The sequence below is a fragment of the Pseudomonas sp. Irchel s3b6 genome (genome assembly GCF_900187415.1).
Classification (GTDB): Bacteria; Pseudomonadota; Gammaproteobacteria; order Pseudomonadales; family Pseudomonadaceae; genus Aquipseudomonas.
In genome coordinates this window covers 276,877-300,332 of the sequence record NZ_FYDM01000001.1, presented here as the reverse complement: position 1 = coordinate 300,332, position 23,456 = coordinate 276,877, and the positions used below count along the sequence as shown (strand labels likewise).

At 60.3% G+C, this 23,456-nt stretch carries 28 protein-coding genes; 18 read left to right on the top strand and 10 right to left on the bottom strand.

The window, feature by feature from the left end:
- Nucleotides 1–141 precede the first annotated feature (141 nt).
- The 3 genes from CKW07_RS01320 (at nt 142) to CKW07_RS01310 (ending at nt 2,099) form a co-directional block, all read left to right on the top strand.
- Nucleotides 142–987 carry a lipopolysaccharide kinase InaA family protein gene (locus CKW07_RS01320; protein ID WP_256576998.1) on the top strand — a complete coding sequence of 282 codons (846 nt, stop codon included), beginning with the start codon at nt 142–144 and terminating at the stop codon, nt 985–987.
- A 70-nt stretch (nt 988–1,057) separates the two neighbouring features.
- Nucleotides 1,058–1,771 carry an SOS response-associated peptidase family protein gene (locus CKW07_RS01315; RefSeq protein WP_095143232.1) on the top strand — a complete coding sequence of 238 codons (714 nt, stop codon included), beginning with the start codon at nt 1,058–1,060 and terminating at the stop codon, nt 1,769–1,771.
- A 121-nt stretch (nt 1,772–1,892) separates the two neighbouring features.
- Nucleotides 1,893–2,099, top strand: coding sequence for a hypothetical protein (locus CKW07_RS01310; RefSeq protein WP_095143231.1), 207 nt, complete (start codon nt 1,893–1,895; stop codon nt 2,097–2,099).
- A 50-nt stretch (nt 2,100–2,149) separates the two neighbouring features.
- Here the strand turns inward: CKW07_RS01310 and CKW07_RS01305 are convergent, their stop codons facing one another.
- The gene (locus CKW07_RS01305) at nt 2,150–2,341 is read right to left on the bottom strand and encodes an SPOR domain-containing protein (RefSeq protein WP_095143230.1); all 192 of its coding nucleotides are present in this window, start codon (nt 2,339–2,341) and stop codon (nt 2,150–2,152) included.
- Between the two features lie 299 nt (nt 2,342–2,640).
- Here CKW07_RS01305 and CKW07_RS01300 point away from each other — a divergent pair, with 299 nt between their 5' ends.
- Nucleotides 2,641–3,069, top strand: coding sequence for a GNAT family N-acetyltransferase (locus CKW07_RS01300; protein ID WP_095143229.1), 429 nt, complete (start codon nt 2,641–2,643; stop codon nt 3,067–3,069).
- 28 nt (nt 3,070–3,097) lie between these two features.
- Here CKW07_RS01300 and CKW07_RS01295 read toward each other — a convergent pair whose 3' ends face one another.
- Entirely contained in the window at nt 3,098–3,436 is a 339-nt protein-coding gene (locus CKW07_RS01295) for a hypothetical protein (RefSeq protein WP_095143228.1), read from the bottom strand.
- A 169-nt stretch (nt 3,437–3,605) separates the two neighbouring features.
- On the opposite strand from CKW07_RS01295, the gene CKW07_RS01290 reads away from it, so the two are divergent.
- The 9 genes from CKW07_RS01290 (at nt 3,606) to CKW07_RS01250 (ending at nt 8,494) form a co-directional block, all read left to right on the top strand.
- Complete coding sequence (locus tag CKW07_RS01290; protein WP_019689854.1) at nt 3,606–3,854, top strand: hypothetical protein; 249 nt, start codon at nt 3,606–3,608, stop codon at nt 3,852–3,854.
- 59 nt (nt 3,855–3,913) lie between these two features.
- Entirely contained in the window at nt 3,914–4,243 is a 330-nt protein-coding gene (locus tag CKW07_RS01285; RefSeq protein ID WP_095143227.1) for a DUF6388 family protein, read from the top strand.
- Nucleotides 4,244–4,246: 3 nt separating this feature from the next.
- Nucleotides 4,247–4,951, top strand: a complete 705-nt coding sequence (locus tag CKW07_RS01280; RefSeq protein ID WP_095143226.1) for a YoaK family protein — start codon at nt 4,247–4,249, stop codon at nt 4,949–4,951.
- Nucleotides 4,952–5,016: 65 nt separating this feature from the next.
- Nucleotides 5,017–5,409 (top strand): sulfurtransferase complex subunit TusD, encoded by a 393-nt coding sequence (gene tusD, locus CKW07_RS01275; protein WP_095143591.1) that lies wholly within the window; start codon nt 5,017–5,019, stop codon nt 5,407–5,409.
- A 3-nt stretch (nt 5,410–5,412) separates the two neighbouring features.
- Nucleotides 5,413–5,775: a sulfurtransferase complex subunit TusC gene (gene tusC, locus CKW07_RS01270; RefSeq protein ID WP_095143225.1), complete on the top strand. Its 363-nt coding sequence runs from the start codon at nt 5,413–5,415 to the stop codon at nt 5,773–5,775.
- A complete protein-coding gene (gene tusB, locus CKW07_RS01265; protein ID WP_095143224.1) occupies nt 5,775–6,074 on the top strand; it encodes a sulfurtransferase complex subunit TusB in 300 nt (99 codons plus the stop codon). The genes tusC and tusB overlap by 1 nt, the downstream gene beginning before the upstream one ends.
- Entirely contained in the window at nt 6,071–6,406 is a 336-nt protein-coding gene (locus CKW07_RS01260; RefSeq protein ID WP_095079308.1) for a TusE/DsrC/DsvC family sulfur relay protein, read from the top strand. The genes tusB and CKW07_RS01260 overlap by 4 nt, the downstream gene beginning before the upstream one ends.
- Nucleotides 6,403–7,404 (top strand): glycosyl transferase family protein, encoded by a 1,002-nt coding sequence (locus CKW07_RS01255; RefSeq protein WP_095143223.1) that lies wholly within the window; start codon nt 6,403–6,405, stop codon nt 7,402–7,404. Before CKW07_RS01260 ends, CKW07_RS01255 begins: the two co-directional genes overlap by 4 nt.
- 88 nt (nt 7,405–7,492) lie before the next feature.
- Nucleotides 7,493–8,494, top strand: a complete 1,002-nt coding sequence (locus CKW07_RS01250) for a glutathione S-transferase family protein (RefSeq protein ID WP_095143222.1) — start codon at nt 7,493–7,495, stop codon at nt 8,492–8,494.
- 107 nt (nt 8,495–8,601) lie between these two features.
- Here the strand turns inward: CKW07_RS01250 and cysG are convergent, their stop codons facing one another.
- The 6 genes from cysG to CKW07_RS01220 all read right to left on the bottom strand — a co-directional run bounded on the left by cysG (nt 8,602) and on the right by CKW07_RS01220 (nt 16,226).
- Complete coding sequence (gene cysG, locus CKW07_RS01245) at nt 8,602–9,996, bottom strand: siroheme synthase CysG (protein WP_095143221.1); 1,395 nt, start codon at nt 9,994–9,996, stop codon at nt 8,602–8,604.
- Nucleotides 9,997–11,277 carry a serine--tRNA ligase gene (gene serS / locus CKW07_RS01240; protein ID WP_095143220.1) on the bottom strand — a complete coding sequence of 427 codons (1,281 nt, stop codon included), beginning with the start codon at nt 11,275–11,277 and terminating at the stop codon, nt 9,997–9,999.
- Nucleotides 11,278–11,293: 16 nt separating this feature from the next.
- On the bottom strand, nt 11,294–11,668 hold the full coding sequence (gene crcB, locus CKW07_RS01235; RefSeq protein ID WP_095143219.1) for a fluoride efflux transporter CrcB: 375 nt from the start codon (nt 11,666–11,668) through the stop codon (nt 11,294–11,296).
- Nucleotides 11,665–12,990 carry a replication-associated recombination protein A gene (locus CKW07_RS01230; protein WP_095143218.1) on the bottom strand — a complete coding sequence of 442 codons (1,326 nt, stop codon included), beginning with the start codon at nt 12,988–12,990 and terminating at the stop codon, nt 11,665–11,667. Before CKW07_RS01230 ends, crcB begins: the two co-directional genes overlap by 4 nt.
- A 148-nt stretch (nt 12,991–13,138) precedes the next feature.
- Complete coding sequence (gene lolA, locus CKW07_RS01225) at nt 13,139–13,762, bottom strand: outer membrane lipoprotein chaperone LolA (protein ID WP_095079299.1); 624 nt, start codon at nt 13,760–13,762, stop codon at nt 13,139–13,141.
- A gap of 58 nt (nt 13,763–13,820) precedes the next feature.
- A complete protein-coding gene (locus CKW07_RS01220; RefSeq protein WP_095143217.1) occupies nt 13,821–16,226 on the bottom strand; it encodes a DNA translocase FtsK in 2,406 nt (801 codons plus the stop codon).
- 306 nt (nt 16,227–16,532) lie between these two features.
- On the opposite strand from CKW07_RS01220, the gene trxB reads away from it, so the two are divergent.
- The 4 genes from trxB (at nt 16,533) to infA (ending at nt 19,320) form a co-directional block, all read left to right on the top strand.
- On the top strand, nt 16,533–17,483 hold the full coding sequence (gene trxB / locus CKW07_RS01215) for a thioredoxin-disulfide reductase (protein WP_095143216.1): 951 nt from the start codon (nt 16,533–16,535) through the stop codon (nt 17,481–17,483).
- 61 nt (nt 17,484–17,544) lie between these two features.
- A complete protein-coding gene (gene aat / locus CKW07_RS01210) occupies nt 17,545–18,225 on the top strand; it encodes a leucyl/phenylalanyl-tRNA--protein transferase (RefSeq protein ID WP_095143215.1) in 681 nt (226 codons plus the stop codon).
- Between the two features lie 57 nt (nt 18,226–18,282).
- Nucleotides 18,283–18,990 carry an arginyltransferase gene (locus tag CKW07_RS01205; RefSeq protein ID WP_095143214.1) on the top strand — a complete coding sequence of 236 codons (708 nt, stop codon included), beginning with the start codon at nt 18,283–18,285 and terminating at the stop codon, nt 18,988–18,990.
- 111 nt (nt 18,991–19,101) lie between these two features.
- Complete coding sequence (infA, locus tag CKW07_RS01200; RefSeq protein ID WP_002553999.1) at nt 19,102–19,320, top strand: translation initiation factor IF-1; 219 nt, start codon at nt 19,102–19,104, stop codon at nt 19,318–19,320.
- Between the two features lie 949 nt (nt 19,321–20,269).
- On the opposite strand, the gene clpA is transcribed toward infA, so the two are convergent.
- Both clpA and clpS read right to left on the bottom strand, forming a co-directional pair.
- On the bottom strand, nt 20,270–22,540 hold the full coding sequence (gene clpA / locus CKW07_RS01195; protein WP_095143213.1) for an ATP-dependent Clp protease ATP-binding subunit ClpA: 2,271 nt from the start codon (nt 22,538–22,540) through the stop codon (nt 20,270–20,272).
- Nucleotides 22,541–22,569: 29 nt separating this feature from the next.
- Nucleotides 22,570–22,932, bottom strand: coding sequence for an ATP-dependent Clp protease adapter ClpS (gene clpS, locus CKW07_RS01190; protein WP_095079293.1), 363 nt, complete (start codon nt 22,930–22,932; stop codon nt 22,570–22,572).
- Between the two features lie 227 nt (nt 22,933–23,159).
- On the opposite strand from clpS, the gene cspD reads away from it, so the two are divergent.
- On the top strand, nt 23,160–23,414 hold the full coding sequence (gene cspD, locus CKW07_RS01185; protein ID WP_095143590.1) for a cold shock domain-containing protein CspD: 255 nt from the start codon (nt 23,160–23,162) through the stop codon (nt 23,412–23,414).
- Nucleotides 23,415–23,456: the final 42 nt, after the last annotated feature.

The window sequence follows — 23,456 nt, the reverse complement described above, 5'->3', positions numbered from 1 at the left end:
TTTGCGTTCTCGAGGTCACCCCCGGAACCAAAGGCGTTTCCACACCTCCTATCTGCGTCCAGTCGCCCCTTGGGAAACTGTAAAAAAATGTGAAATTGTGTTAAATTTCACTGATTGCAATATGATATTACGGATGTGGCAGTGGCCATCAGCAAGCATCAGATTGACCGCAAATTTCCATGCACCATCAAGGATCTGCGCTCAACCATACACCTCGACCACACTCCCTCCACCAGTCTGTCCCAGGCACTGTTCGGACTGCTCGATCATCGACGCCAATCGAACATCAAAAGGCTGAGCGCTGCGGTCACCAGCGCCGGCACGTCTGTGTTTGCCAAAACGCAGGCGCTGGATAACTTCAAGTCCAGGATTCGAGTGACACTGGGCAAGCCCAAGCGCAGCGGTGACTTTGACTGGCCTGTCGAAGAGTTCCTGAACACGGTGGAGGCCAATGATCGCGGCGCGGATGTCGCCCCACTGATCGGCTACGGCTACAAGAAGTCGCGCCTGGGGCTGGTTGAAGAGTTCTTCATCATTACCCATATGCTCGAGGGCCATACCGATGGCCTTCAATGGCTTGAACGCAATCCGGCACAGATAGAACGCTTGATCAAGAAGTCCTTCGCCCTGTTGCGATCCCTGAATGAGAGTCACATTACTCATATGGACTTCTGGGCCGCCAATCTCATGCTGTGTGAAAGCGGGGATCTGCCTGCCAAGGGCATCGACCTGGAGAACTGCTTTCACCGCAAACCCCACTACCCAAGCGAGACACTGGGGTTCCAGTTCGGCTTTTTCTATCACCGAGAGATTTACCGCTTTGTCACCGAAGCCCAATACGATGAATGGGTCGAAGAATCACTAGGCCAATACGAGAATATCAACCCGCAAAGGTTCAAGCGGTTTTACCAGGCCAGCAAGCACATGAAAATCGGTCGCAAGGAACGCCGGCGCATTTTCCTTGAGGGCGTCCTTGATTTGAGCTGAGACCGAGCACGCCGGTACATTTTCGCAGCCCCACTGGGCTAAGCTGAAAATTGGAACGGAGGGCTTTCCCATGTGCGGAAGACTTTCACAGTACCGGGGCATTCACGACTTCGTCGCGACGCTGAGCATGCCCAACGCCTTGATCAACACCGTGGGTGACGAGGAGCTGGCGCAGTACAACGTCGCCCCCACGATCCAGGTTGCGCTGCTGCACCTGGAAGGTGAAACCTTGCACGCCGATCGGGTGCGCTGGGGCTGGCGACCGCACGGGTCCAGGGACCATTCCATCCCGGTCAACGCCAGGGTCGAGAAAGTCGTCCATGGTCCGTCTTTCCGGGAGATCTGGCCTCACCGCGCTATCGCCCCCATCGACAACTGGTTCGAGTGGGTCTACGAAGGCGGGCCAAGCAAACAGCCCTACCTGGTTCGCCGCCGCGACCGGGCACCGATTCTGTGCGCTGCTATCGGCCAGTATCCGGCCGGAGGCAGGGACCCGAAAGCCGACGACGGTTTCGTGATCATCACCGCCGACAGCGTCGGGGGCATGATCGACCTGCATGACCGTCGGCCCGTGGCCCTTTCCCCCGAACTGGCCCGCGAATGGCTCAACCTGGCCATGCCCAAGGAGCTGGCTCACCAGATGCTGCTGCACCAGGGGGAGCCCGTCGAAGCCTTTGAATGGTTCAAGGTCGACAATGCTATCGGCAATGTCAGGAACCAGCAACCGGACCTGCTCAACCCCATCGGTAAAGTGCTGCGCGGGGATCACAAGAGCCATGGCTGAAAGCATGGCTTCCCGACAAAGCGCATGTTCGTGGCTGGCGATACAGGGCTTTGTCGACTAGGATTTTCGCGGTGTACAAGGACTCTGCCATATCCAAGCACATCTAGTCTGGGAGACGAAGATGAACCCGATTCAATCTGCCGAGCGGACCTATCGAATGTGGTCCAGCCCGATCCTGCTCGAGCTCAAGGAAAGAGCTCATCAACTGGCCCCGGCCGACCGCCTGGCCCTTGAAAATGTGCTGGTGGAGCGAAGACTGCTCAATACCGGCAATCCGAACGGCGCGGATCGACGCAAAACCGTACCGCTGCAAAGCCACAATCCTTGATCCTGGCCTTGACCCAAAGAGCCCGTCATACGCGGGCTCCCGGGTTCACATCACTGGGTATTGGCCGCCCGCAGGGCGCGGGGTTTGTAAGCCGGTAAGGATGCGGCGAATGCCAAGGCCTCCTCACGAGAACTGAAAGAACCTAACCGGTCACGCTGGGTGCAGACCCGCCAGGGGCCACCCTTGACGCTCACCAGCTCATAACCGTTCATGTGCATTTTGCTCAGCATCGAATCACTCATAGCTACCTCCACTGAAGTCGATCAGCCCGAAGTCAACTTACACCCGGACCTGTCCGAGGCGGGCGCCATTGGTCGAACGGCCCGCCACGACCACATGAAAGATCTTTCACTGTGCCCCAAAGGCCCAGCGCTTATAGTCCAGCGCGTCTCATTCAAGGAACATTTGGCCTGCCCCTCCCGGCGGGCCTTTTTTTGCCCCTGGAAAAGCGCCAGGCCTGGTGCTGCAAAAATTGCCTTCATCACCGCGAGGCTCACAGGGTAATCTGCCCCACTCCCCCACCGACACCAGGACGTCGCCAATGACATTGCGCATTGAATTATCGCAGGAGCCCACACCCGAAGAACGCCAGGCCATTCTCGACCCGCTGCGCGCCTACAACATCGCCAACGCCGGCGAAGGCCACTACCGGGAAATTGCCTTTCTGGTTCGGGATGAGCAGAGCAATGAAGTACTCGGTGGGCTCTATGCCCGTCTGTTTTACCAGTGGATGTTTATCGATCTACTGTCCGTGCCCGAGCAGGCCCGAGGCCAAGGCTTGGGGGCCAGATTGATGCAAATGGCCGAAGAGCAGGCACGGGAACTCCGATGCATCGGAATGTACCTCGACACCTTCGAATTCCAGGCGCCGGGGTTTTACAGGAAGATGGGGTTCAGCGAGGTTGGGCAAATAGCCGACTACCCGAGGGGCAGCAAGCGCTTCTTCTTTCAGAAACGCCTGGATGGGTGAGAGGCAAGACACCCGGCCCCTCGACACGTCACAAACAGGTGGCCATCGCCGCGAGTCGGCGCTTGGCCACCCAGTTGTCTTCAAGGGCGTAGTACTTCAGCGTGCCGCCTTGCACATCGATGAAGGACTCGGCCGAACGGGTGTAGACCGTAAAGCCGCCGGTTTCGCCAGGTTGCAGGTAACCGCTGGCATCCACGCCGAACACCGCCTCGTCCTGCCAGGCAAACTGCACGCACTGGGCCACCACCAGATCAGCCTTGTTCGAGGCCAGCGTCTTGTAAGGGCTCTGGGAGCGAGCATCCTTCATGGTCGATCCCGCGCACCCGGCCAGCAACACACCGGCCAGCGCCACCATCAAAATCCGCATTGTGCTTCCTCAAGACTCGAAAAACGCTGACTGTATCACCGCCTGTCATTGACCCGAAACGACGCCGCTCTGCTTTACTGCAGATAGGACGCGACAGACCGCAGCAATGCGCGCACCCTATCGCGCCATAATCGGTGCCTCGCGCCGCCTACCCTGCTCTGGAAAGCCAATGACCCCCAATGCCGAGTTCTACAAACCGTCCACCGACTATGCTGACAAACTGATCAGCCAGATCGGCCAGACCCCTTCCTGGATTGCCAAGCGCATTGGCGTGACCGATAAACGCATTCGCTACATCCTCGACGGCGAACGCACCGTCAAAGGCGAAACCACACCGATCCAGATGACCTACACCGAGCAGTTTGCGCTGGAATGCCTGGCGGCCGAGGCCAAGGCGAACAAGAAAAAAACCTCCTGACGCGCGTCAAGGTAAACGCTAGCCAACCGCTCATACTTTCGTTTTGACCAGGATGATCCATGGCTCCGATCGAATCGCAACACGAACTCGCCCTGCAACGGTTTCTCAATGCACGTCCGGCACTGCGCGACACACTCGACAACCTCAACCCGCTGGCCGCCCAGGCCAAAGGCGAAACCATGGCCGAGTACCGCAATGAACGACTGCACGAAGCGTTCGAAGCCGAGGCTGAGCAGCAGGGCCTTTTTGCCTGGGAGCTGACGTTGCAATTGACCGCCGCCACACCGGAGGACTTCGCCGCCCAACGGCGGGAGGTGCACAAGGAAGTAGCGCAGATGGCCGGCATGGACTGGCTGGAATACTGCGAACTGCATGGCCTCGAGCCCTGATCGATGCTGCCATCCGCCCCCCATCGCACCCCGACAAGCCGCCTGTTGCACACGCAGAAATGGCGTGGCCGGGTCGGACTCTGCCTGGTGGCCAGCCTGTCCGTGCTGGCAGGCATGACCGATGCCATAGGCTTCATGGCCACCGGCGACTTTGTGTCATTCATGAGCGGCAATACCACACGCCTGGCGGTGGCGATCAGCAACGGTGACTGGAGCATGACCCTGCGTCTGCTGGTACTGGTCGCCATGTTCGTCGTCGGCAATGCGCTGGGCGTGATCATCACCCGTATCGGCCGACGACACGCCCTGCCGTTGATGCTGAGCATCGCCTCGTTGTTATGCGCCGCCGCGGCATGGCCATTCGAGGCGCGATTCCCGGCGCTGCTGGCCGCGATCATCGCCATGGGCATGCTCAATGCAGCCGTCGAACAGGTCAATGGCCTGCCCATCGGCCTGACCTACGTCACCGGTGCCCTGTCACGCTTCGGTCGCGGCCTGGGGCGCTGGCTGCTCGGCGAGCGGCGCGACGGTTGGCGAGTGCAACTGATCCCCTGGACCGGCATGTTTGCCGGCGCCGTGCTGGGCGCGGTACTGGAACACCATTTCGGCCTGCACGCGCTGTACGCCAGCGGCCTGCTGGCGGCGGTGCTGGGGATCGTTGCGCTGAAGATTCCGCGCCGCTGGCAGCTGGGCTACATGCCGCGCTGAATCGCCCTTCGCCGCCCCGCCGATAAAGCATTATCATGGCCGCAGATTTGTCGTCAGAGTTCGCCATGAAGTTCGCCATCGCGCTGTTTTCCGCCGCACACGCGCCCTCCTCGCGCCGCGCCCTGCTGTTTGCCCAGGCAGCGCTGGCCGGCGGGCATGAGATCGTGCGACTGTTTTTTTATCAGGACGGCGTCTACAACGCCTCCAGCAACGTTGTCACACCCCAGGACGAGCAGGACATCGCCGCGCAATGGCGCACCTTCGTCAGCGACCATCAACTGGACGGCGTGGTGTGCATTGCCGCCGCCCTGAGGCGTGGGGTGCTGGATGAGGCTGAAGCCAAGCGTTACCAGCGCACCGCGATCAATGTCAGTGCGCCGTGGGAATTGTCCGGACTGGGCCAGTTGCACGATGCGGTACAGGACGCCGATCGCCTGATCTGCTTTGGAGGGCCATGAAACATGCCTAAATCCCTGTTGATCATCAGCCGCCAGGCCCCCTGGTCCGGCCCGAGCGCCCGTGAAGCGCTGGACATCGTGCTGGCCGGCGGCGCCTTCGATTTGCCGATCGGCCTGCTGTTTCTCGATGACGGTGTGTTCCAGCTGGCTACGCAGCAGAATGCCAAGGCCGTGCAGCAAAAAGACCTCAGCGCCAATCTGCAAGCACTCGGCCTGTTTGGCATCGAAGACCTGTATGTGTGTGGCGACAGCGCCAGCGCGCGCGGCCTGACGCCGGGCGCCTTGAGCCTTGATCCGCTGAACGTACTGGCCACCGGAGAGATCCCGGCCGTTATTGACCGTTATGACCAGGTTATTACCCTCTGATGTCGACTTTGCATGTGTTGTCTCACTCACCGTTCACCGATAACCGGCTGACCAGCTGCCTGCGCCTCCTGGGTGCACAGGACGCCCTGCTGCTCAGCGGCGATGCGGTGTACGCCTTGCAACCCGGCACCGCGCCGTTCGGCGAGCTGCAGGTCCTGCGTGACACCTTGCGCCTGTTTGTGCTGGAAGAGGACGTTCAGGCCCGCGGTTTGCCGGTGCCCGACTGGATCAAAAGCCTCGACTACCCGGCCTTCGTCGAGCTGTCGATTCACTACGACAAGGTCAATAGCTGGTTATGAACTCACTGACCCTGGGGGCACGTCGCATCGAGCTGGACAAGGACGGCTATCTGGTTGACCTGGCTGACTGGTCGACGGAAGTCGCCACCGCCTTGGCCGCTGCCGAAGAACTTGAGCTGAGCCCCGAACACTGGGAAATCCTCGAGTTGCTGCGCGGCTTCTACCAGGAGTACCAACTGTCGCCAGCCACCCGCCCGCTGATCAAATACACCGCGCTCAAACTGGGCCCGGACAAGGGCAACAGCCTGCACCTGAACCGCTTGTTCAAAGGCACTCCCGCCAAACTCGCCGCCAAGCTGGCGGGCCTGCCCAAACCGACGAATTGTCTATGACCGATTTCACCCCACTGATCACCGAAACGCCCGCCGAGCACCCTTTTGCACAGTTCGTGCGGATTCTCGGCAAAGGCAAGCGCGGCGCTCGCAGCCTGACCCGTGAGGAGGCTCGCCAAGCCATGGGCATGCTGCTCGACGAGAAAGTCGAAGACACCCAGCTCGGTGCATTCCTCATGCTGCTGCGGCACAAGGAAGAAAGCGCCGAAGAGCTGGCGGGGTTCACCGAAGCATTGCGCGAGCGCTTGCAGGCACCGCCATTGGCGGTGGACCTGGACTGGCCGACCTATGCCGGCAAAAAGCGTCACCTGCCGTGGTACCTGCTGGCGGCCAAGTGCCTGGCGCAAAACGGCGTGCGCATCCTGATGCATGGCGGCGGCGCCCATACCGCCGGGCGCCTGTACAGCGAGCAACTGCTCGACCAACTCCACATCCCGTTGTGCCGTACCTGGCAGCAAGTGGGCTCGGCGCTGGACCAAGGCAACCTGGCCTTCATGCCGCTGGGCGACTGGGCACCGCAACTGCAACGGATGATCGACCTACGCAACACCCTCGGGCTGCGCTCGCCGATCCACTCCCTGGCGCGGATTCTCAACCCGCTGGGCGCGCGCTGTGGCCTGCAAAGCATCTTCCACCCCGGCTACCAGGGCGTACACCGCGATGCCAGTGGCTTGCTGGGTGACAACGTGATCGTGATCAAGGGCGATGGCGGCGAAATCGAGATCAATCCGGATGCCGACAGCCACCTGTACGGCACCACCGGCGGCGAAAGCTGGGACGAAGAATGGCCGCAGCTGTCGGCGCAGCGCCATGTCAAACCGGCAACTCTCGATCCTGAGCACCTCAAAGCCGTGTGGCGTGGCGATGTGGAGGACAGCTACCCGCAACTGGCGCTGATTGCCACCATGGCCCTGGCCTTGCGCGGCCTCGGCACACCACGTGATGAAGCCTTCGCCAAGGCCCAACAGTTCTGGGACGCCCGCGATAGATCGATTTAACCGATCATCAACGCCCAACCTTTGCGCTTTTATTTCGAAAGCATCGAAATAGACTGGACTCCAACGTTTAACAACCTTGGAGTTCGAGATGGGTTTGCTGATTGAAGGGCACTGGCGTGACCAGTGGTACGAAAGCAGCAAGGACGGTGCCTTCCAGCGCGAGCAAGCGCAGCGCCGTCATTGGCTGACCGCTGACGGCAAGCCAGGTCCCAGCGGCGAAGGCGGCTTCCCCGCCCAGGCCGGTCGCTACCATCTCTACGTCTCGCTGGCATGCCCCTGGGCCCACCGCACGCTGATCCTGCGCAAACTCAAAGGCCTGGAAACCCTGATCGATGTGTCGGTGGTCAGCTGGCTGATGCTGGAGAACGGCTGGACCTTCGACAAAAACCTGGGCTCAACCGGCGACAAGCTCGACCACTTCGACTTCATGCATCAACGCTACACCGCCGATGCCCGCGACTACACCGGTCGCGTCACGGTGCCCGTACTGTGGGACAACCAGCAAAAGCGCATCGTCAGCAATGAATCGGCGGAGATCATCCGCATGTTCAACAGCGCATTTGACGGCATGACCGGCAACAGCCTGGACTTCTACCCGCAGCCGTTGCGTACCGCCATCGATGAGCTCAACGCACGCATCTATCCCGCGGTAAACAACGGTGTGTACCGCGCAGGCTTTGCCACCTCTCAAGCGGCTTATGAGGAGGCCTTCGACGAGTTGTTTGCCGAACTGGACCGGCTGGAGGGGCTACTGGGCAATAAACGCTACCTGACCGGCGACTACCTGACCGAGGCCGATATTCGCCTGTTCACCACGCTGATTCGCTTCGACGCGGTGTACTACGGTCACTTCAAGTGCAATCTACGACGCATTGCCGATTATCCGAACCTGTCGAACTGGCTGCGCGAGCTGTATCAGTGGCAGGGGATTGCCGAGACCGTGGACTTTACCCACATCAAGCATCACTACTACGCCAGCCACAGGACCATCAATCCGACAGGTGTGGTGCCCAAAGGACCGGAACAGGACTTCACCGTGCCCCATGATCGGCAGCGGTTGAGCGGGAAAGGGGTTTGGCAAAAATACTAAACGATGATCGCTCCCACGTTTAGCGTGGGAGCGCGAGAACCAGGACTGCGCCCAGCGGTTTGAGGGCCGCTACGCGCCCCAACGGGGGCAAGCCCCCTCGCCACGGGTCAGATTTGAGATTGAGCGCCTTCAAACCACGCCAGCTTCTCGCGAAGCTGCACCACTTCCCCGACGATCACCAGGGTCGGCGCATGGACTTCATGCTCCGCCACCAGCTGCGGCAGGTTGGCCAGCGTACCAGTGAAGACCCGCTGGTTGGAGGTGGTGCCCTGTTGGATCAATGCCGCCGGCGTGTCCGCCGAACGACCGTGCCGGATCAGCTGTTCGCAGATGATCGGCAGCCCCACCAGCCCCATGTAGAACACCAGGGTTTGCGCCGGCGCGACCAGGTCGCTCCACGGCAAATCCGTGCTGCCGTCTTTCAGGTGGCCGGTGATGAAACGCACCGATTGCGCGTAATCGCGGTGGGTCAGCGGAATCCCGGCATACGCCGCGCAACCGCTGGCCGCCGTGATACCCGGCACCACCTGGAACGGGATGCCCTGGGCCGCCAGTTCCTCGATCTCTTCGCCGCCACGGCCGAAGATGAACGGATCACCGCCCTTCAACCGCACCACGCGCTTGCCCTGCCTGGCCAGATCCACCAATTGCTGGTTGATCTGGTCTTGCGGGACGGCGTGATCGGCGCGGCGCTTGCCGACATAGACCCGCTCGGCATCGCGACGGCACAGCTCAAGAATCGCCGGGGCCACCAGACGGTCATACAGCACCACGTCCGCCTGCTGCATCAGGCGCAAGGCACGGAAGGTCAGCAGATCCGGATCACCCGGCCCTGCGCCCACCAGATACACCTCACCGGTCGCACGGGCAGACTCACCGTTGATCTTGGCCTGCAACAAGCGCTCGGCTTCGGCGCCCTGTCCGGCCAGTTGGCGATCGGCGATCGGCCCCTGAAACACCTCTTCCCAGAACGCCCGACGCTGCTGGACATCCGGAAACAACCCTTTGACCTGGTGGCGAAAACGCGCCGCCAGCCCGGCCAACTGGCCATAGGTCGAAGGAATCCAGGTTTCCAGCTTGGCCCGGATCAAGCGCGCCAGCACCGGCGCGTCGCCACCGCTGGACACCGCGATCACCAACGGCGAACGATCGACGATCGCCGGGAAGATCACGCTGCACAACGTCGGCGCATCCACCACGTTGACCGGCACGCAACGCCGATGAGCATCCTGGGAGACTTGCGCATTCAGCGACTCGTCGTCGGTGGCGGCAATGATCAACCCGCAACCGTCGAGGTCTGACTCAAGATAGCCACGCGCCACCAGCTCGCCGCCGCTGCCTTGCACCAACTCACGCAGCTGGGCTTCGATCTCGGGTGCAACGACCCGCAACAGCGCACCGGCGTCGGCCAGCAGACGGGATTTGCGCAAGGCAATCTCCCCTCCACCGACGACCAGCACACGGCGCCCGCGCAGGTTGTGAAACAGCGGCAGGAATTCCATTTAGCCGATGACCTCGAGGCCGCCCATGTAAGGCTTGAGCACTTGCGGCACACGGATCGAGCCGTCGGCCTGCTGATAGTTTTCCAGCACCGCCACCAGGGTACGGCCGACCGCCAGGCCAGAACCGTTCAGGGTGTGCACCAACTCCGGCTTGCCGGTTTCCGGGTTGCGGAAACGCGCTTGCATGCGACGGGCCTGGAAGTCGCCGCAGTTGGAGCACGACGAAATCTCGCGGTACTTGTCCTGGCTCGGGATCCACACTTCCAGGTCGTAGGTCTTGACCGCGCTGAAGCCCATGTCGCCGGTGCACAGGGCCAGGGTACGGTATGGCAGCTCAAGCAATTGCAGGACTTTTTCCGCGTTGGCGGTCAGACCTTCCAGGGCTTCCATCGAAGTCGATGGCTCGACGATCTGGACCATTTCGACCTTGTCGAACTGGTGCTGGCGGATCATTCCGCGGGTGTCACGACCCGAGGCACCGGCTTCACTGCGGAAGCACGGGGTGTGGGCCACGAACTTGATTGGCAGCAGTTTCGAATCGACGATCTCGCCCGCCACGATGTTGGTCAGCGACACTTCGGCGGTCGGGATCAGGTACAGGTCGGCCTCGCCTTCGCGCGCGATCTTGAACAGGTCTTCCTCGAACTTTGGCAACTGGCCGGTGCCCTGCAAGGCAGGCGCCTGGACCAGATAAGGCGTATAGGCCTCTTCATAACCGTGTTCGGTGGTGTGCAGGTTGATCATGAACTGCGCCAGGGCGCGGTGCAGGCGGGCAATCGGCCCACGCAGCAGGGCGAAACGGGCACCGGACAGCTTGGCGGCGGTTTCGAAGTCCAGCCAGCCGAACTTCTCGCCCAGGGCGACGTGGTCCTTGACTTCGAAATCGAAGGCAGTCGGCGTGCCCCAGCGACGCACTTCGACGTTGCCGTCTTCGTCATCGCCCACCGGTACCGATTCGTGCGGCAGGTTCGGGATACCCAGCAGGATCGAATCCAGTTCAGTCTGGATCGCATCCAGCTCGACTTTGCCGGCACCCAGCTCGTTCGCCATACGCTCGACGTCCGCCATCAGCGGCGCGATGTCTTCGCCACGCTGCTTCGCCTGGCCGATGGATTTGGAGCGCGCATTACGTTCAGCCTGCAGTGCTTCGGTGCGGGTCTGGACGATCTTGCGCTGTTCTTCCAGCGCTTCGATACGCGCAACATCCAGCACAAAGCCACGGGATGCCAGGCGGTCCGCTACGTCCTGAAGGTTGCTACGTAACAGTTTGGAATCGAGCATGTCGGTCTCTCGTTTATCAAAGTTTGGTCAGGGACAGGCCAGCCCAGGTCGCGAGCAGCCCGCCGAATACGCTGATGGCCGCATAGCCCAGGGCCAGCGGCACTTGCCCGCTTTCCAGCAAGCGCACCGTATCCAGTGAAAAGGATGAAAAAGTCGTCAGCCCTCCGAGGAAGCCGACGATCAACCCGGCGCGCACCTCAAACGGTACCTCCGGACGAATCAGAAACAGGCCATACAGCACGCCGATCAGCAAACAGCCCACGATATTAACGGCCAGCGTCGCGGTATAGAAGTGCCGCGGCCAATTGGCGTTGATCCAGTTGCCGGTGGCGAACCGCAGCAAGGTGCCGGCAACGCCCCCGACGGAGACCGCAACAATCAGTGCAATCAAGGCTTTCTCCGCTGCCGGGGGCTCAGGCGGTCCAACTGGGCGAGGTGATTGAGCTTCTCGCCGATCTTCAATTCCAGGCCCCGGGGCACCGGCCGGTAGAACGCTTGCGGCTCCAGTGCTTCCGGAAAATAGTCTTCGCCGGCCGCATAGGCGTCCGGCTCATCGTGGGCGTAACGGTATTCGTCACCGTAGCCAAGCTGCTTCATCAGCTTGGTCGGGGCGTTGCGCAAATGCAGCGGGACTTCCAGCGAGCCGTGTTCGGCGGCACTGCGCATGGCGGCCTTGAAGCCCATGTACACCGCGTTGCTTTTCGGCGCACACGCCAGGTAAGTGATCGCCTGCGCCACCGCCAACTCGCCTTCGGGACTGCCAAGGCGCTCCTGCACATCCCAGGCCGCCAGACACAGGCTCAGCGCGCGAGGATCGGCGTTGCCGATGTCTTCGCTGGCCATGCGCACCACGCGCCGGGCCAGGTACAACGGGTCGCAACCACCGTCGAGCATGCGCGCGAACCAGTACAACGCGCCGTCCGGGTTGGAGCCGCGCACCGATTTGTGCAAGGCCGAAATCTGGTCGTAAAACGCCTCGCCGCCCTTGTCAAAGCGGCGCCGGGTATCACCAAGCAGGCTTTGCAGCAAATCGACGCCAATCTCGCTGTGGTCTTCGGCCAGGTCCGAGGCGTTTTCCAGCAGGTTGAGCAGACGCCGGCCATCGCCATCGGCGGCGGACAGCAGCATCTGGAAACCTTCGTCGCTGAGGCTCAGCTGTCGCTTGCCCAGGCCCCGTTCCTCGGTCAGTGCGCGCTGCACCAGTTTGTTCAGCGCAGCCTCATCGAGGCTTTTGAGCACGTAGACCCGCGCACGGGACAGCAAGGCGTTGTTCAACTCGAAGGACGGGTTTTCGGTGGTCGCGCCAATGAAAATCAGCGTGCCGTCTTCGACATACGGCAGGAAGGCGTCCTGTTGCGACTTGTTGAAGCGATGCACTTCGTCGACGAACAGAATCGTGCGGCGGCCATATTGTCCGGCCTGCTGCTTGGCCACGTCCACCGCCTGGCGGATTTCCTTGACCCCGGCCAGTACGGCCGAGACCGTTTCAAAGTGCGCGTCCGAGACTTCCGCCAGCAGCCGCGCCAGGGTGGTTTTACCCACCCCCGGCGGCCCCCAGAAAATCATCGAGTGCAGGGCACCCTGCTCCAGCGCCTCACGCAAGGGCTTGCCGCGGGCCAACAGGTGTTCCTGACCGACGTACTCGTCCAGATTGGCCGCACGCAGACGGGCGGCCAGGGGTTGAGCGATCGGGGCACTGCGAAACAGATCCATCACTACTTTTGAAACCTCACCGGGTATATGCACCCTGTAGGAGCAAGCTTGCTTGCGATGGTCGTCAACGATAACGCTGCAAACCTGACAGCCCGCGGTGGGCTTGGGTGTATCGCGAGCAAGCTCGCTCCTACACAAGTCCTACATCTTATTCCTGAATCACATCGGCACCCTTGGGGATGTCGAACTTGAACTTGGACGCCGGGATCGGCTCGTTGGCCTTCACCCCTGTGAACAGGATATTGGTACGCTGGCCAACACTGTCGATCAACTGCATGTCATTGACCAGGCCATTACGGAACGACAGGCGCAGGTTGTCGAACAGGGTGTCCTTGGTTTTCGGCTTGAGCGTGAAATCGATCACGCCACCGGCTTCCTTGGAACTGATATCGAAGCTCTGGCTGATTTTCGACACATCGCCGGAGAGCAACAGGGCGGGCGTCTGGGTCAGGCGCTGGTCGAGAGTCTTGATGGTGACCTGCTCCAGGTCAGGGTCCCACAGGGAGACTTTCTTGCCATCAGACACCATCAGTTGCTCCTGCGGCGCATCGGTGTGCCAGTAGAACAGGCCCGGGCGCTGCAGCGACATCTGGCCGGTGGTTTCCTGCAACTGGGTGCCGGTGCCATCGAGGGTCAGCTGGGAAAAACGTGCAGTCAGGGTCTGCGACTTTTCAAGCAGTTGGGTCAGACGCGCCACATCCTTGTCATCGGCATGGGCCGACAACGTGGTTAAAGCCAGTACCGGCAACAGCAACATGCGGATAAGACGCATGGGAGTCCTCTTAGATATTCGTTTGAATGGCGCGCCGCGTGAACTCACGCGGCACTGATCAGTCGCGCACCGGGCCTGGGGCCAGGACTTCACGCGAGCCGTTGGTATTCATGGAGGTCACGACCCCGGCCATCTCCATGGCTTCGATCATGCGTGCAGCACGGTTGTAACCGATCTTGAGCTTGCGTTGCACTGCCGAGATCGATGCGCGGCGGCTTTCCAGCACGAACTGCACGGCTTCGTCGTAGAGCGCATCGGTTTCAGCATCATCGTCACCACCACCGCTGCCGCCTTCAAAGCCGCTGCCTGCCTCTTCGACACCATTGAGGATGTCATCGTTGTACTCCGGGGCGCCGCGCAGTTTCCAGGCTTCGACCACCCGATGCACTTCATCGTCGGAGACGAACGCGCCGTGAACCCGAATCGACAGGCTGGTGCCCGGCGGCATGTAGAGCATGTCACCGTGGCCCAGCAGTTGCTCGGCACCGCCCTGGTCGATGATGGTCCGCGAGTCGATCTTGCTCGACACCTGGAACGCCATGCGGGTCGGAATGTTGGCCTTGATCAGGCCGGTGATCACGTCCACCGACGGACGCTGGGTCGCCAGGATCAAGTGAATGCCGGCCGCCCGCGCCTTCTGGGCGATACGGGCGATCAATTCCTCAACCTTCTTGCCGACGATCATCATCATGTCGGCGAATTCGTCGACCACCACCACGATGGTCGGCAGCTTCTTCAGCAGCGGCGCTTCGTCGTGGATGCTCTCGCGGTTGTACAGCGGGTCGGTCAGCGGTGTGCCGGCGTCCTCGGCGTCCTTGACCTTCTGGTTGAAGCCGGCCAGGTTACGCACGCCCATCTTCGCCATCAGTTTGTAGCGCCGCTCCATCTCGGCCACGCTCCAGCGCAGGGCGTTGGCCGCGTCCTTCATGTCGGTGACCACCGGGCACAGCAGGTGCGGAATGCCTTCGTAGATCGACAATTCAAGCATTTTCGGGTCGATCATGATCAGCTTGGCGTCTTCCGGGCCCGACTTGAACAGGATCGACAGGATCATCGCGTTCACCCCCACCGACTTACCGGAACCGGTGGTACCGGCCACCAGCAGGTGGGGCATCTTGGCCAGGTCAGTGATCACCGGCTTGCCGCCGATGTCATGCCCCAGGGCCAGGGTCACCGGCGACTTGGCGTTGTCGTATTCCGGGGTCGACAGCACTTCGGAGAAACGCACGATCTGGCGGTCTTCGTTGGGGATCTCGATACCGACCGTGGTCTTGCCCGGGATCACTTCCACGACCCGCACGCTGGTCACTGCCAGTGAACGGGCAAGGTCCTTGGCCAGATTGGAAATACGGCTGACCTTGACCCCGGCCGCCGGCTGGATTTCGTAACGGGTAATCACCGGACCCGGATGGATCGAGTCCACGGTGACTTCGACGCCAAATTCCTTGAGTTTGATTTCCAGCAGGTGGCCGACCGCCGCCAGCGACTCAGGGGAATAGTTGAGTTGTTTCTTTTCCGCCGGGTCGAGGATCGAGATCGGTGGCAAGGTGCCTTCCACGGCACTGTCGACGAACAGCGGCGCCTGCTTCTCCTTTTCCACGCGCTTGCTCGGTGCCGGCGGCTTCGGTGGCGCGGGCAGAATCACTGGCGGCACCTGTTTTTCGCGCTCGGACATGTGCTTGCTCAGGGCCTGCTCACGCTCGATCAGGCGTTCCTTGACCTTGGCCTGCTCGCGTTTGTCAGTGACGGTCGGCGCAACTACATCATGCACCCGGTCATCGACTTCACGCAGTTGGGCAACCAGTTGCTTGCGCTCGGCGCGCGCCGCCCACCAGCGATTGGCGGCGCCCTGGAACACCTCGAACAGGTCGAGGGTGATCTTGCCGGTCAGGTCCATCACCTTGAACCATGACAGGTCGGTGAACACGGTCAGGCCGAACAGGAACAGGGCAATGAACATCAGGGTGCTGCCCTGGATGTTCAGCGCGTTCCGCGCCAGATCCCCCAGGCTTTCCCCCAGCGCACCACCGGCGCCCGCCGGCAGCCCGGTCGGAGCATGGAAATGGATGTGGGCCAGGGCCGCGCCCGACAACACCAGGAACACCAGGCCGATCAGGCGCCAGGAGAACAGCCAGCCACTCCACTGCCACGGCTCATGGCGCTGGCGGAAGATCTGGTAGGTCTTGACCGCCAGCAACAGCGGGAAGATGTAGGCGAAGTAACCCAGCACCATGAACAGGATATCGGCGCTGTAGGAGCCGGCCGGCCCACCGAAGTTCTGCACATCGTCAATCTTGCTGTTGTGGCTCCAGCCCGGATCGTCCTTGCCGTAGGTCAGCAAGGCCATCATCAGGAACAGGCACAAGGCGCCAATGGCGATCAGCGCACCTTCCTTGAGACGGTAGTGCAGGTGCTGACGCCAGAGCGGAACGACTGTTTTAGGTGCTGCGGTGGATTTCTTCAAAACGCTTCTTTTCCTGCGCCCTTGGCGCGTCCATCTGTTGAATGACTATAAAACTGCCCAATCCAGGCAGGTAAAAAAGTGAACAGGTGCAACTGGGACTACTTTTAACACTGCACTCGGGTTTTTATAAACACGGCATGCACTGCTTATTTTGATAAATACACTGTAACAGCCCGGTATTGTACGGGTTTGTGCGTCCGATGCCATGCTTCAGGTCTTCGGCTACAGCATAGCCAAAAGTACAGTGCATGCGGGTCAATTTGAGCATGCATTCTCTTTTGTGACAAAGGCTTATGAGGTGTTTTTATGAGCGAACCCAAGCATTCACGCCTGATCATTCTGGGCTCCGGCCCCGCCGGTTACAGCGCCGCCGTTTATGCTGCCCGCGCCAACCTCAAACCCGTTGTCATCACCGGCATACAGGCAGGTGGCCAGCTGACCACCACCGTCGAAGTCGACAACTGGCCCGGGGACGTCGAAGGCCTCACCGGCCCGGTACTCATGGAACGCATGCAAAAGCATGCCGAGCGCTTTGACACCCGAATCGTCTACGACCACATCCACACCGCCAAGTTGCAGCAGCGCCCGTTCGAACTCATCGGCGACAGCGGCACCTACACCTGCGACGCGCTGATCATCGCCACCGGAGCCTCGGCCCAGTACCTGGGCCTGCCTTCGGAAGAGGCCTTCGCCGGCAAGGGGGTTTCGGCCTGCGCCACCTGCGACGGTTTTTTCTATCGCAACCAGGTGGTCGCGGTGGTCGGCGGCGGCAATACCGCCGTTGAAGAAGCGCTGTACCTGTCCAACATTGCCAGGGAGGTTCACCTGATTCACCGCCGCGACAAACTGCGCTCGGAGAAGATCCTGCAGGACAAACTGTTCGAAAAAGCCGCAAACGGTAATATCCATCTGCACTGGAACCAGAACCTCGACGAAGTACTGGGCGACGCCAGCGGTGTCACCGGTGCCCGCCTGCGCGACAGCAACACCGGCGAAACCCGCGAACTGCCGCTGGCGGGCGTGTTCATCGCCATTGGCCACAAACCCAATACGGACCTGTTCCAGGGCCAGTTGGAGATGCATAACGGCTACCTGCGGGTGCAGGGCGGTAGCGAAGGCAATGCCACCGCCACCGAAATCAACGGCGTGTTTGCCGCCGGCGATGTCGCCGACCACGTGTACCGCCAGGCAGTGACCTCCGCCGGTGCCGGTTGCATGGCGGCGCTGGACGCTGAAAAATACCTCGACGACAACTGAATCAGAGCCATGGCGGCAGGCCGGACCTGCCGCCGCCCTCCCCTTCTGTAAGCTGGATGCCATGCTGACCTGGTTACAACGCGACTCCCTGACATTCCCGCCGCTGGAAAAAGCCATGCGCGAGCCCAACGGCCTGCTTGCCGCTGGCGGCGACCTGTCCGCCGATCGGCTGGTCCATGCCTATCGCCACGGCTGCTTTCCCTGGTTCTCGGAAGGCCAACCGATTCTTTGGTGGTCTCCCGACCCGCGCACCGTCTTGTTTCCCGACGAACTGCATGTTTCTCGCAGCCTCGCCAAACTGCTGCGACAACAGCGCTACCAGGTCACCTTCGACCAGGACTTCACCGCCGTTATCAGCGCCTGCGCCGCACCACGGGACTACGCCGACGGCACCTGGATCACCGACGCCATGCAAAGCGCCTACACCGAACTCCATGCCCGCGGCCACGCCCACTCCGTAGAGGTCTGGGATCAAGGCGTGCTGGTGGGGGGGCTTTATGGCCTGGCGATGGGGCAACTGTTTTTTGGCGAGTCGATGTTCAGCCGCGCCGACAACGCCTCCAAGTACGGCTTTGCCACTCTCGTCAACCACCTCAAGGACGCAGGCTTTGTGCTGATCGACTGCCAGATGCCCACCGGCCACCTGCACAGTCTGGGTGCCCGCTCGATCCCGCGTCGGGAGTTTGCCGGCTACCTGGCACAACACCTTGATCTACCCAACCGCGCCACATGGGTTTGCTAGGCGCCTTTGGCGCCCGTGGCTTACACTTAATTGAACAGCAAATCCCGAGGGTTGATTATGACCGAGTTGGCGCGCCTCAAGTTTTATGCCACTCAGCCCCACTCTTGCAGCTACCTGCCAGAGGAACAGGCGACGACGCTGTTTCTCGACCCTAGCCAGCCCATGGATGTGCACGTCTATGCAGACCTGTCGGAAATGGGTTTTCGTCGCAGTGGCGACCACCTGTACCGACCTCATTGCCAGAACTGCAATGCGTGTGTGCCTGCGCGCATTCCGGTCATGCAGTTCACCCCCAACCGACAACAGAAACGCATTTTCAAGCGCAACGCCGACGTGCAGGTGCGCCCGGCGAAACCCGGTTTCAGCGAAGAATACTTCGACCTCTATCAACGCTACATTGAACAGCGTCACGCCGACGGCGACATGTACCCGCCCAGCCGTGATCAGTTCTCGACCTTTCTGGTCCGTGACCTGCCTTTTTCGCGCTTCTATGAATTCCGCCTCGAAGGTCGCCTGCTGGCGATCGCCGTGACCGACCTGCTGCCCAACGGGTTGTCCGCGGTGTATACCTTCTATGACCCCGACGAAGAGCGCCGCAGCCTGGGGCGTTATGCCATCCTCTGGCAAATCGGCGAAGCCCGCCGCCTGGGCCTTGATGCGGTGTACCTTGGATACTGGATCAAGAACTGCAAAAAAATGAGCTACAAGACCCAATATCGCCCCATAGAGCTGCTGATTAACCAGCGCTGGGTGGTCCTGAACTAGCCTGCTCCCTAAATCCCTTGGCTTGAACCCCACTTTTCGGGCACAATGCACGCCGCTTTTGCCTGGCGCAGTTGCACCGGGCCATTCATTGGATACCGAGGGCTTTACTGCATGTCGAAAGAAGACAGCTTCGAAATGGAAGGCACTGTCGTCGACACCCTGCCCAACACCATGTTTCGTGTGGAGTTGGAAAATGGGCACGTCGTAACCGCGCATATTTCCGGCAAGATGCGCAAGAACTACATTCGTATTCTTACCGGTGACAAGGTGCGCGTCGAGCTGACGCCCTATGACTTGAGCAAAGGGCGCATCACTTACCGCGCTCGCTAATCAAGTCAATACAAAACGCCCGGTTTATGCCGGGCGTTTTTGTTTGTCTGTTGTTTGCGTAGATCGAGCACATATCCATTTCTGCGGTAACGGCCGCTGGCGGCTTCGCTTTTACAGCCTGGGCTGTGTACATATCCGTTCCTGCGGTTAAGGCCGCTGGCGGTTTCGCTCTTACAGCGAGTCCCTTTTTCAAACGCCAAAAAGGAACCAAAAGGCTTTCGCCCCGGCGTACGGTACCTCGCCAAGGCTCGGTATTCCCTCGCTACGGTGCCCATCAGGGGGCATCGCCTCCGGTCTGCTTCGCGACGACCTCCTCTCGATGTGTTCGGCTTCACCGAACGGCGCTACGCGCCTTCCCCCTGATGCACACCTACGCTCGGCCTGCCGATGGGGCGAAAGAGCAAAAGCAAGATCAAAAGCCGAAGCCAAAGCCAAAGCCAAAGCCAAAGCCAAAGCCAAAGCCAAAGCCAAAGCCAAAGATCTTAGCCCCCCCGCACAAACGAACTGAACACACCAACAATCAGGCCGGCCGGCAGGCCGCCTCGCTTTTGATTTGCCCGCCCCTTCGGGAGGCTGAGCGTAGGTATTCATCTGGGGATTGGCGCGCAGCGCCGTTCGACGAAGTCGAACACATCGCATGGAGGTGCAGCGAAGCAAACCGGAGGACGATGCCCCCAGATGGATACCGGAGCGAAGGAACGCCGAGCCTTAGCGAGGGGCCGGACGCTCGGGGCGAGCGTTTTTTTGCTTACTTTTTTGAGGCGCTTGTCAAAAAAGTGAGTCGCCGTAAGGGCGAAACCGCCAGCGGCCTTAACCGCAGCAACGGATATACACACCCACCAACACACAGCCAGCGGCCTCAACCGCAACACCGGATACCCCCCCCAACCGAGTAGACAGCAAAAAGGCGCCAACAGGCGCCTTTCGCTTTACAGCAGGTCAACAACCATCAGGCCATTTCAGCCGTAGTCTCGAAGTCGAAGGTCAGCTCGCCATCCTTGATGTCGATGTGCACCACACCGCCATGGTCGGCCAGTTCGCCAAAGAGGATCTCCTCCGCCAGCGGACGCTTGATCTTGTCCTGGATCAAACGGGCCATGGGTCGAGCACCCATTGCCGTGTCGTAGCCTCCCGCCGCCAGCCAACTGCGTGCGGCATCGGTCACTTCCAGTTGCACGCGCTTGTCTTCCAGCTGCGCCTGAAGCTCGGTAAGGAACTTGTCCACCACACTCTTGATAACCTCATGGCTGAGGCGACCAAACTGGATAATGGTGTCCAGGCGGTTGCGGAACTCCGGCGTGAAACTCTTCTTGATCACTTCCATCGCATCGGACGAGTGATCCTGATAGGTGAAACCGATCGAGGCACGGGCCGCGGTTTCAGCGCCGGCGTTGGTCGTCATGATCACGATCACGTTACGGAAGTCCGCCTTGCGCCCGTTGTTATCGGTGAGCGTACCGTGGTCCATGACCTGCAGCAGCAGGTTGAAGACTTCCGGATGCGCCTTCTCGATTTCATCGAGCAACAACACGCAATGGGGCTGCTTGGTGATGGCCTCGGTCAACAGGCCGCCCTGGTCGAACCCGACATAACCTGGAGGCGCACCGATCAGACGCGATACGGTGTGACGCTCCATGTACTCGGACATGTCGAAACGAACCAGTTCGATCCCCATCGCCTTGGCCAACTGCCGGGCCGCTTCGGTTTTACCGACGCCCGTGGGACCGGCGAACAGGAATGAACCGACCGGCTTGTCAGGCGACTTGAGGCCAGCACGGGACAGCTTGATCGCGGTAGACAGCGAGTCAATCGCCGCATCCTGACCAAACACCGTCAGCTTCAGATCACGCTCGAGGTTACGCAGCAGTTCTTTGTCGGAACTGGTCACGTGTTTAGGCGGAATCCGCGCGATTTTCGCGACGATGTCCTCGACCTGTGGCACTTCGATGCGTTTCACCCGTTTCTCGACCGGCTGCAAGCGCTGATACGCACCCGCCTCGTCGATCACGTCGATGGCCTTGTCCGGCATGTGCCGGTCGTTGATGTAGCGCGAAGCCAGTTCAGCCGCGGCGCGCAGGGCTTCATCACTGTATTCGATATTGTGATGGAGCTCGAAACGCCCTTTCAGGCCGCGCAGGATGCCGATGGTGTCTTCGACCGAAGGCTCCGATACATCGACTTTCTGGAAGCGTCGGGCCAGGGCACGGTCTTTCTCGAAGATTCCACGAAATTCCTGGAACGTGGTCGAGCCAATGCAGCGGATATCACCCGACGACAGCAGCGGCTTGAGCAGGTTGGATGCATCCATGACGCCACCGGACGCAGCACCGGCGCCGATGATAGTGTGGATCTCGTCGATGAACAGGATGGCCTGCGGACGTTTTTTCAGCTCATGGAGCAGCGCCTTGAAGCGCTTCTCGAAATCGCCGCGGTACTTGGTACCCGCCAGCAAGGCGCCCAGGTCAAGGGAATACACCACGCTATTGGCCAACAGATCAGGCACCTGATTGTCGACAATGCGCTTGGCCAGGCCTTCGGCAATCGCGGTTTTACCCACGCCAGCCTCACCCACCAGCAGCGGGTTGTTCTTGCGCCGACGCGCCAGAATCTGCGCAACGCGCTCAACTTCCATTTCACGCCCGACCAGCGGGTCGATACGCCCCTGGCGCGCCAGCTCGTTGAGGTTGCTGGCATATGCATCCAGAGGATTGCCTGAAGAAGAAGACTCACCGCCCTCGTCGTCCTGCATATCTTGCTCACCCTCGGAGTGATCGCCATGCCCGGGCACTTTGGAGATGCCGTGGGCGATGTAATTGACGACATCGATACGGGCAACGCTCTGCTGTTTAAGCAGGAACACGGCCTGACTCTCTTGCTCACTGAAGATCGCAACCAGCACGTTGGCGCCGGTCACTTCGCGTTTACCCGAGCTCTGTACATGGAAGACTGCACGTTGCAGTACACGCTGGAAGCCCAGGGTTGGCTGGGTTTCGCGATCCTCGTCATGGACAGGAATCAAAGGCGTGGTGGAGTCGATGAACTCCTGCAGGTCATGCTTGAGTTTGTCGAGGTTTGCGCCGCAAGCACGCAAAACGGTGGCGGCGGCCTCATTATCCAATAGAGCCAACAGGAGGTGTTCGACAGTCATGAACTCATGACGTTTCGAACGCGCCTCCTTGAAGGCGAGATTGAGGGTGACTTCGAGCTCGCGGTTTAACATAGCTTCACCTCATACCCAAGTGGTCGGCGTTAACCGTCCTTCTCGATTTCACAGAGTAGCGGATGCTGGCTTTCCCTGGCGTACTGGTTGACCTGCATGGCCTTAGTCTCGGCGATGTCGCGGGTAAACAATCCACATACTGCCCGTCCTTCTGTATGGACGGCCAGCATTACCTTGGTCGCCAGCTCTCGATTCAGGTTAAAAAACACCTCGAGCACTTCGACGACGAAATCCATCGGTGTGTAGTCATCGTTGAACAAAACCACCTTGTACATCGGCGGCGCCTGCAACGCAGGTTTTGCCTCCTGTACAGCAATGCCTGCGGAATCGTCGTCGTGTAAATCCGGGCGATCCTGATTGAATGTTAGTCGAATCTGGCTGATTGCATGCATGGAAAGAAAGGTTCGTCAGTTGAGCTGAATACAGTGGTGGGGGCGGCGCTAGAGCTTTTCAACTCCGAATACCTGGATGCCTTGACTATCGGTAAAACAGTGTTACAACCAATAGAGCCCACAGTGGGTAAAAAAGGTCCTTGCCGTCGAATCCAATTATGGAGGATTTGACGAGGATTAACTGGATGATACTCCAGTGATGGAGTCTGTTGCAGAGGGATATGAGCATGGCAGTCGGCAAGGTGAAATGGTTCAACAATGCCAAGGGTTACGGTTTTATCAATGAAGAAGGCAAAACGGATGACCTGTTTGCCCACTACTCCGCCATCACGATGGAGGGCTACAAGACCCTGAAGGCAGGCCAACCGGTGATCTTCGAGATCATCCAGGGACCCAAGGGCTTGCATGCCGTCAACATCAACACCGCCAAGGAAACTCAAGCCGCCACCCAGGCAGAGCAGACCCACACCGCCACGGCGTAATCCGACAAACATCCGATCATAAAAAAACCGGCCGACTCAATC

Excerpts from the sequence above, each read along its gene's own strand:
- CKW07_RS01315 (WP_095143232.1), top strand. The coding sequence starts at position 1,058 with ATGTGCGGAAGACTTTCACAGTACCGGGGCATTCACGACTTCGTCGCG.
- CKW07_RS01310 (WP_095143231.1), top strand. The coding sequence starts at position 1,893 with ATGAACCCGATTCAATCTGCCGAGCGGACCTATCGAATGTGGTCCAGC.
- CKW07_RS01305 (WP_095143230.1), bottom strand. The coding sequence starts at position 2,341 with ATGAGTGATTCGATGCTGAGCAAAATGCACATGAACGGTTATGAGCTG.
- CKW07_RS01300 (WP_095143229.1), top strand. The coding sequence starts at position 2,641 with ATGACATTGCGCATTGAATTATCGCAGGAGCCCACACCCGAAGAACGC.
- CKW07_RS01295 (WP_095143228.1), bottom strand. The coding sequence starts at position 3,436 with ATGCGGATTTTGATGGTGGCGCTGGCCGGTGTGTTGCTGGCCGGGTGC.
- CKW07_RS01290 (WP_019689854.1), top strand. The coding sequence starts at position 3,606 with ATGACCCCCAATGCCGAGTTCTACAAACCGTCCACCGACTATGCTGAC.
- CKW07_RS01285 (WP_095143227.1), top strand. The coding sequence starts at position 3,914 with ATGGCTCCGATCGAATCGCAACACGAACTCGCCCTGCAACGGTTTCTC.
- CKW07_RS01280 (WP_095143226.1), top strand. The coding sequence starts at position 4,247 with ATGCTGCCATCCGCCCCCCATCGCACCCCGACAAGCCGCCTGTTGCAC.
- tusD (WP_095143591.1), top strand. The coding sequence starts at position 5,017 with ATGAAGTTCGCCATCGCGCTGTTTTCCGCCGCACACGCGCCCTCCTCG.
- tusC (WP_095143225.1), top strand. The coding sequence starts at position 5,413 with ATGCCTAAATCCCTGTTGATCATCAGCCGCCAGGCCCCCTGGTCCGGC.
- tusB (WP_095143224.1), top strand. The coding sequence starts at position 5,775 with ATGTCGACTTTGCATGTGTTGTCTCACTCACCGTTCACCGATAACCGG.
- CKW07_RS01260 (WP_095079308.1), top strand. The coding sequence starts at position 6,071 with ATGAACTCACTGACCCTGGGGGCACGTCGCATCGAGCTGGACAAGGAC.
- CKW07_RS01255 (WP_095143223.1), top strand. The coding sequence starts at position 6,403 with ATGACCGATTTCACCCCACTGATCACCGAAACGCCCGCCGAGCACCCT.
- CKW07_RS01250 (WP_095143222.1), top strand. The coding sequence starts at position 7,493 with ATGGGTTTGCTGATTGAAGGGCACTGGCGTGACCAGTGGTACGAAAGC.
- cysG (WP_095143221.1), bottom strand. The coding sequence starts at position 9,996 with ATGGAATTCCTGCCGCTGTTTCACAACCTGCGCGGGCGCCGTGTGCTG.
- serS (WP_095143220.1), bottom strand. The coding sequence starts at position 11,277 with ATGCTCGATTCCAAACTGTTACGTAGCAACCTTCAGGACGTAGCGGAC.
- CKW07_RS01230 (WP_095143218.1), bottom strand. The coding sequence starts at position 12,990 with ATGGATCTGTTTCGCAGTGCCCCGATCGCTCAACCCCTGGCCGCCCGT.
- lolA (WP_095079299.1), bottom strand. The coding sequence starts at position 13,762 with ATGCGTCTTATCCGCATGTTGCTGTTGCCGGTACTGGCTTTAACCACG.
- trxB (WP_095143216.1), top strand. The coding sequence starts at position 16,533 with ATGAGCGAACCCAAGCATTCACGCCTGATCATTCTGGGCTCCGGCCCC.
- aat (WP_095143215.1), top strand. The coding sequence starts at position 17,545 with ATGCTGACCTGGTTACAACGCGACTCCCTGACATTCCCGCCGCTGGAA.
- CKW07_RS01205 (WP_095143214.1), top strand. The coding sequence starts at position 18,283 with ATGACCGAGTTGGCGCGCCTCAAGTTTTATGCCACTCAGCCCCACTCT.
- infA (WP_002553999.1), top strand. The coding sequence starts at position 19,102 with ATGTCGAAAGAAGACAGCTTCGAAATGGAAGGCACTGTCGTCGACACC.
- clpA (WP_095143213.1), bottom strand. The coding sequence starts at position 22,540 with ATGTTAAACCGCGAGCTCGAAGTCACCCTCAATCTCGCCTTCAAGGAG.
- clpS (WP_095079293.1), bottom strand. The coding sequence starts at position 22,932 with ATGCATGCAATCAGCCAGATTCGACTAACATTCAATCAGGATCGCCCG.
- cspD (WP_095143590.1), top strand. The coding sequence starts at position 23,160 with ATGGCAGTCGGCAAGGTGAAATGGTTCAACAATGCCAAGGGTTACGGT.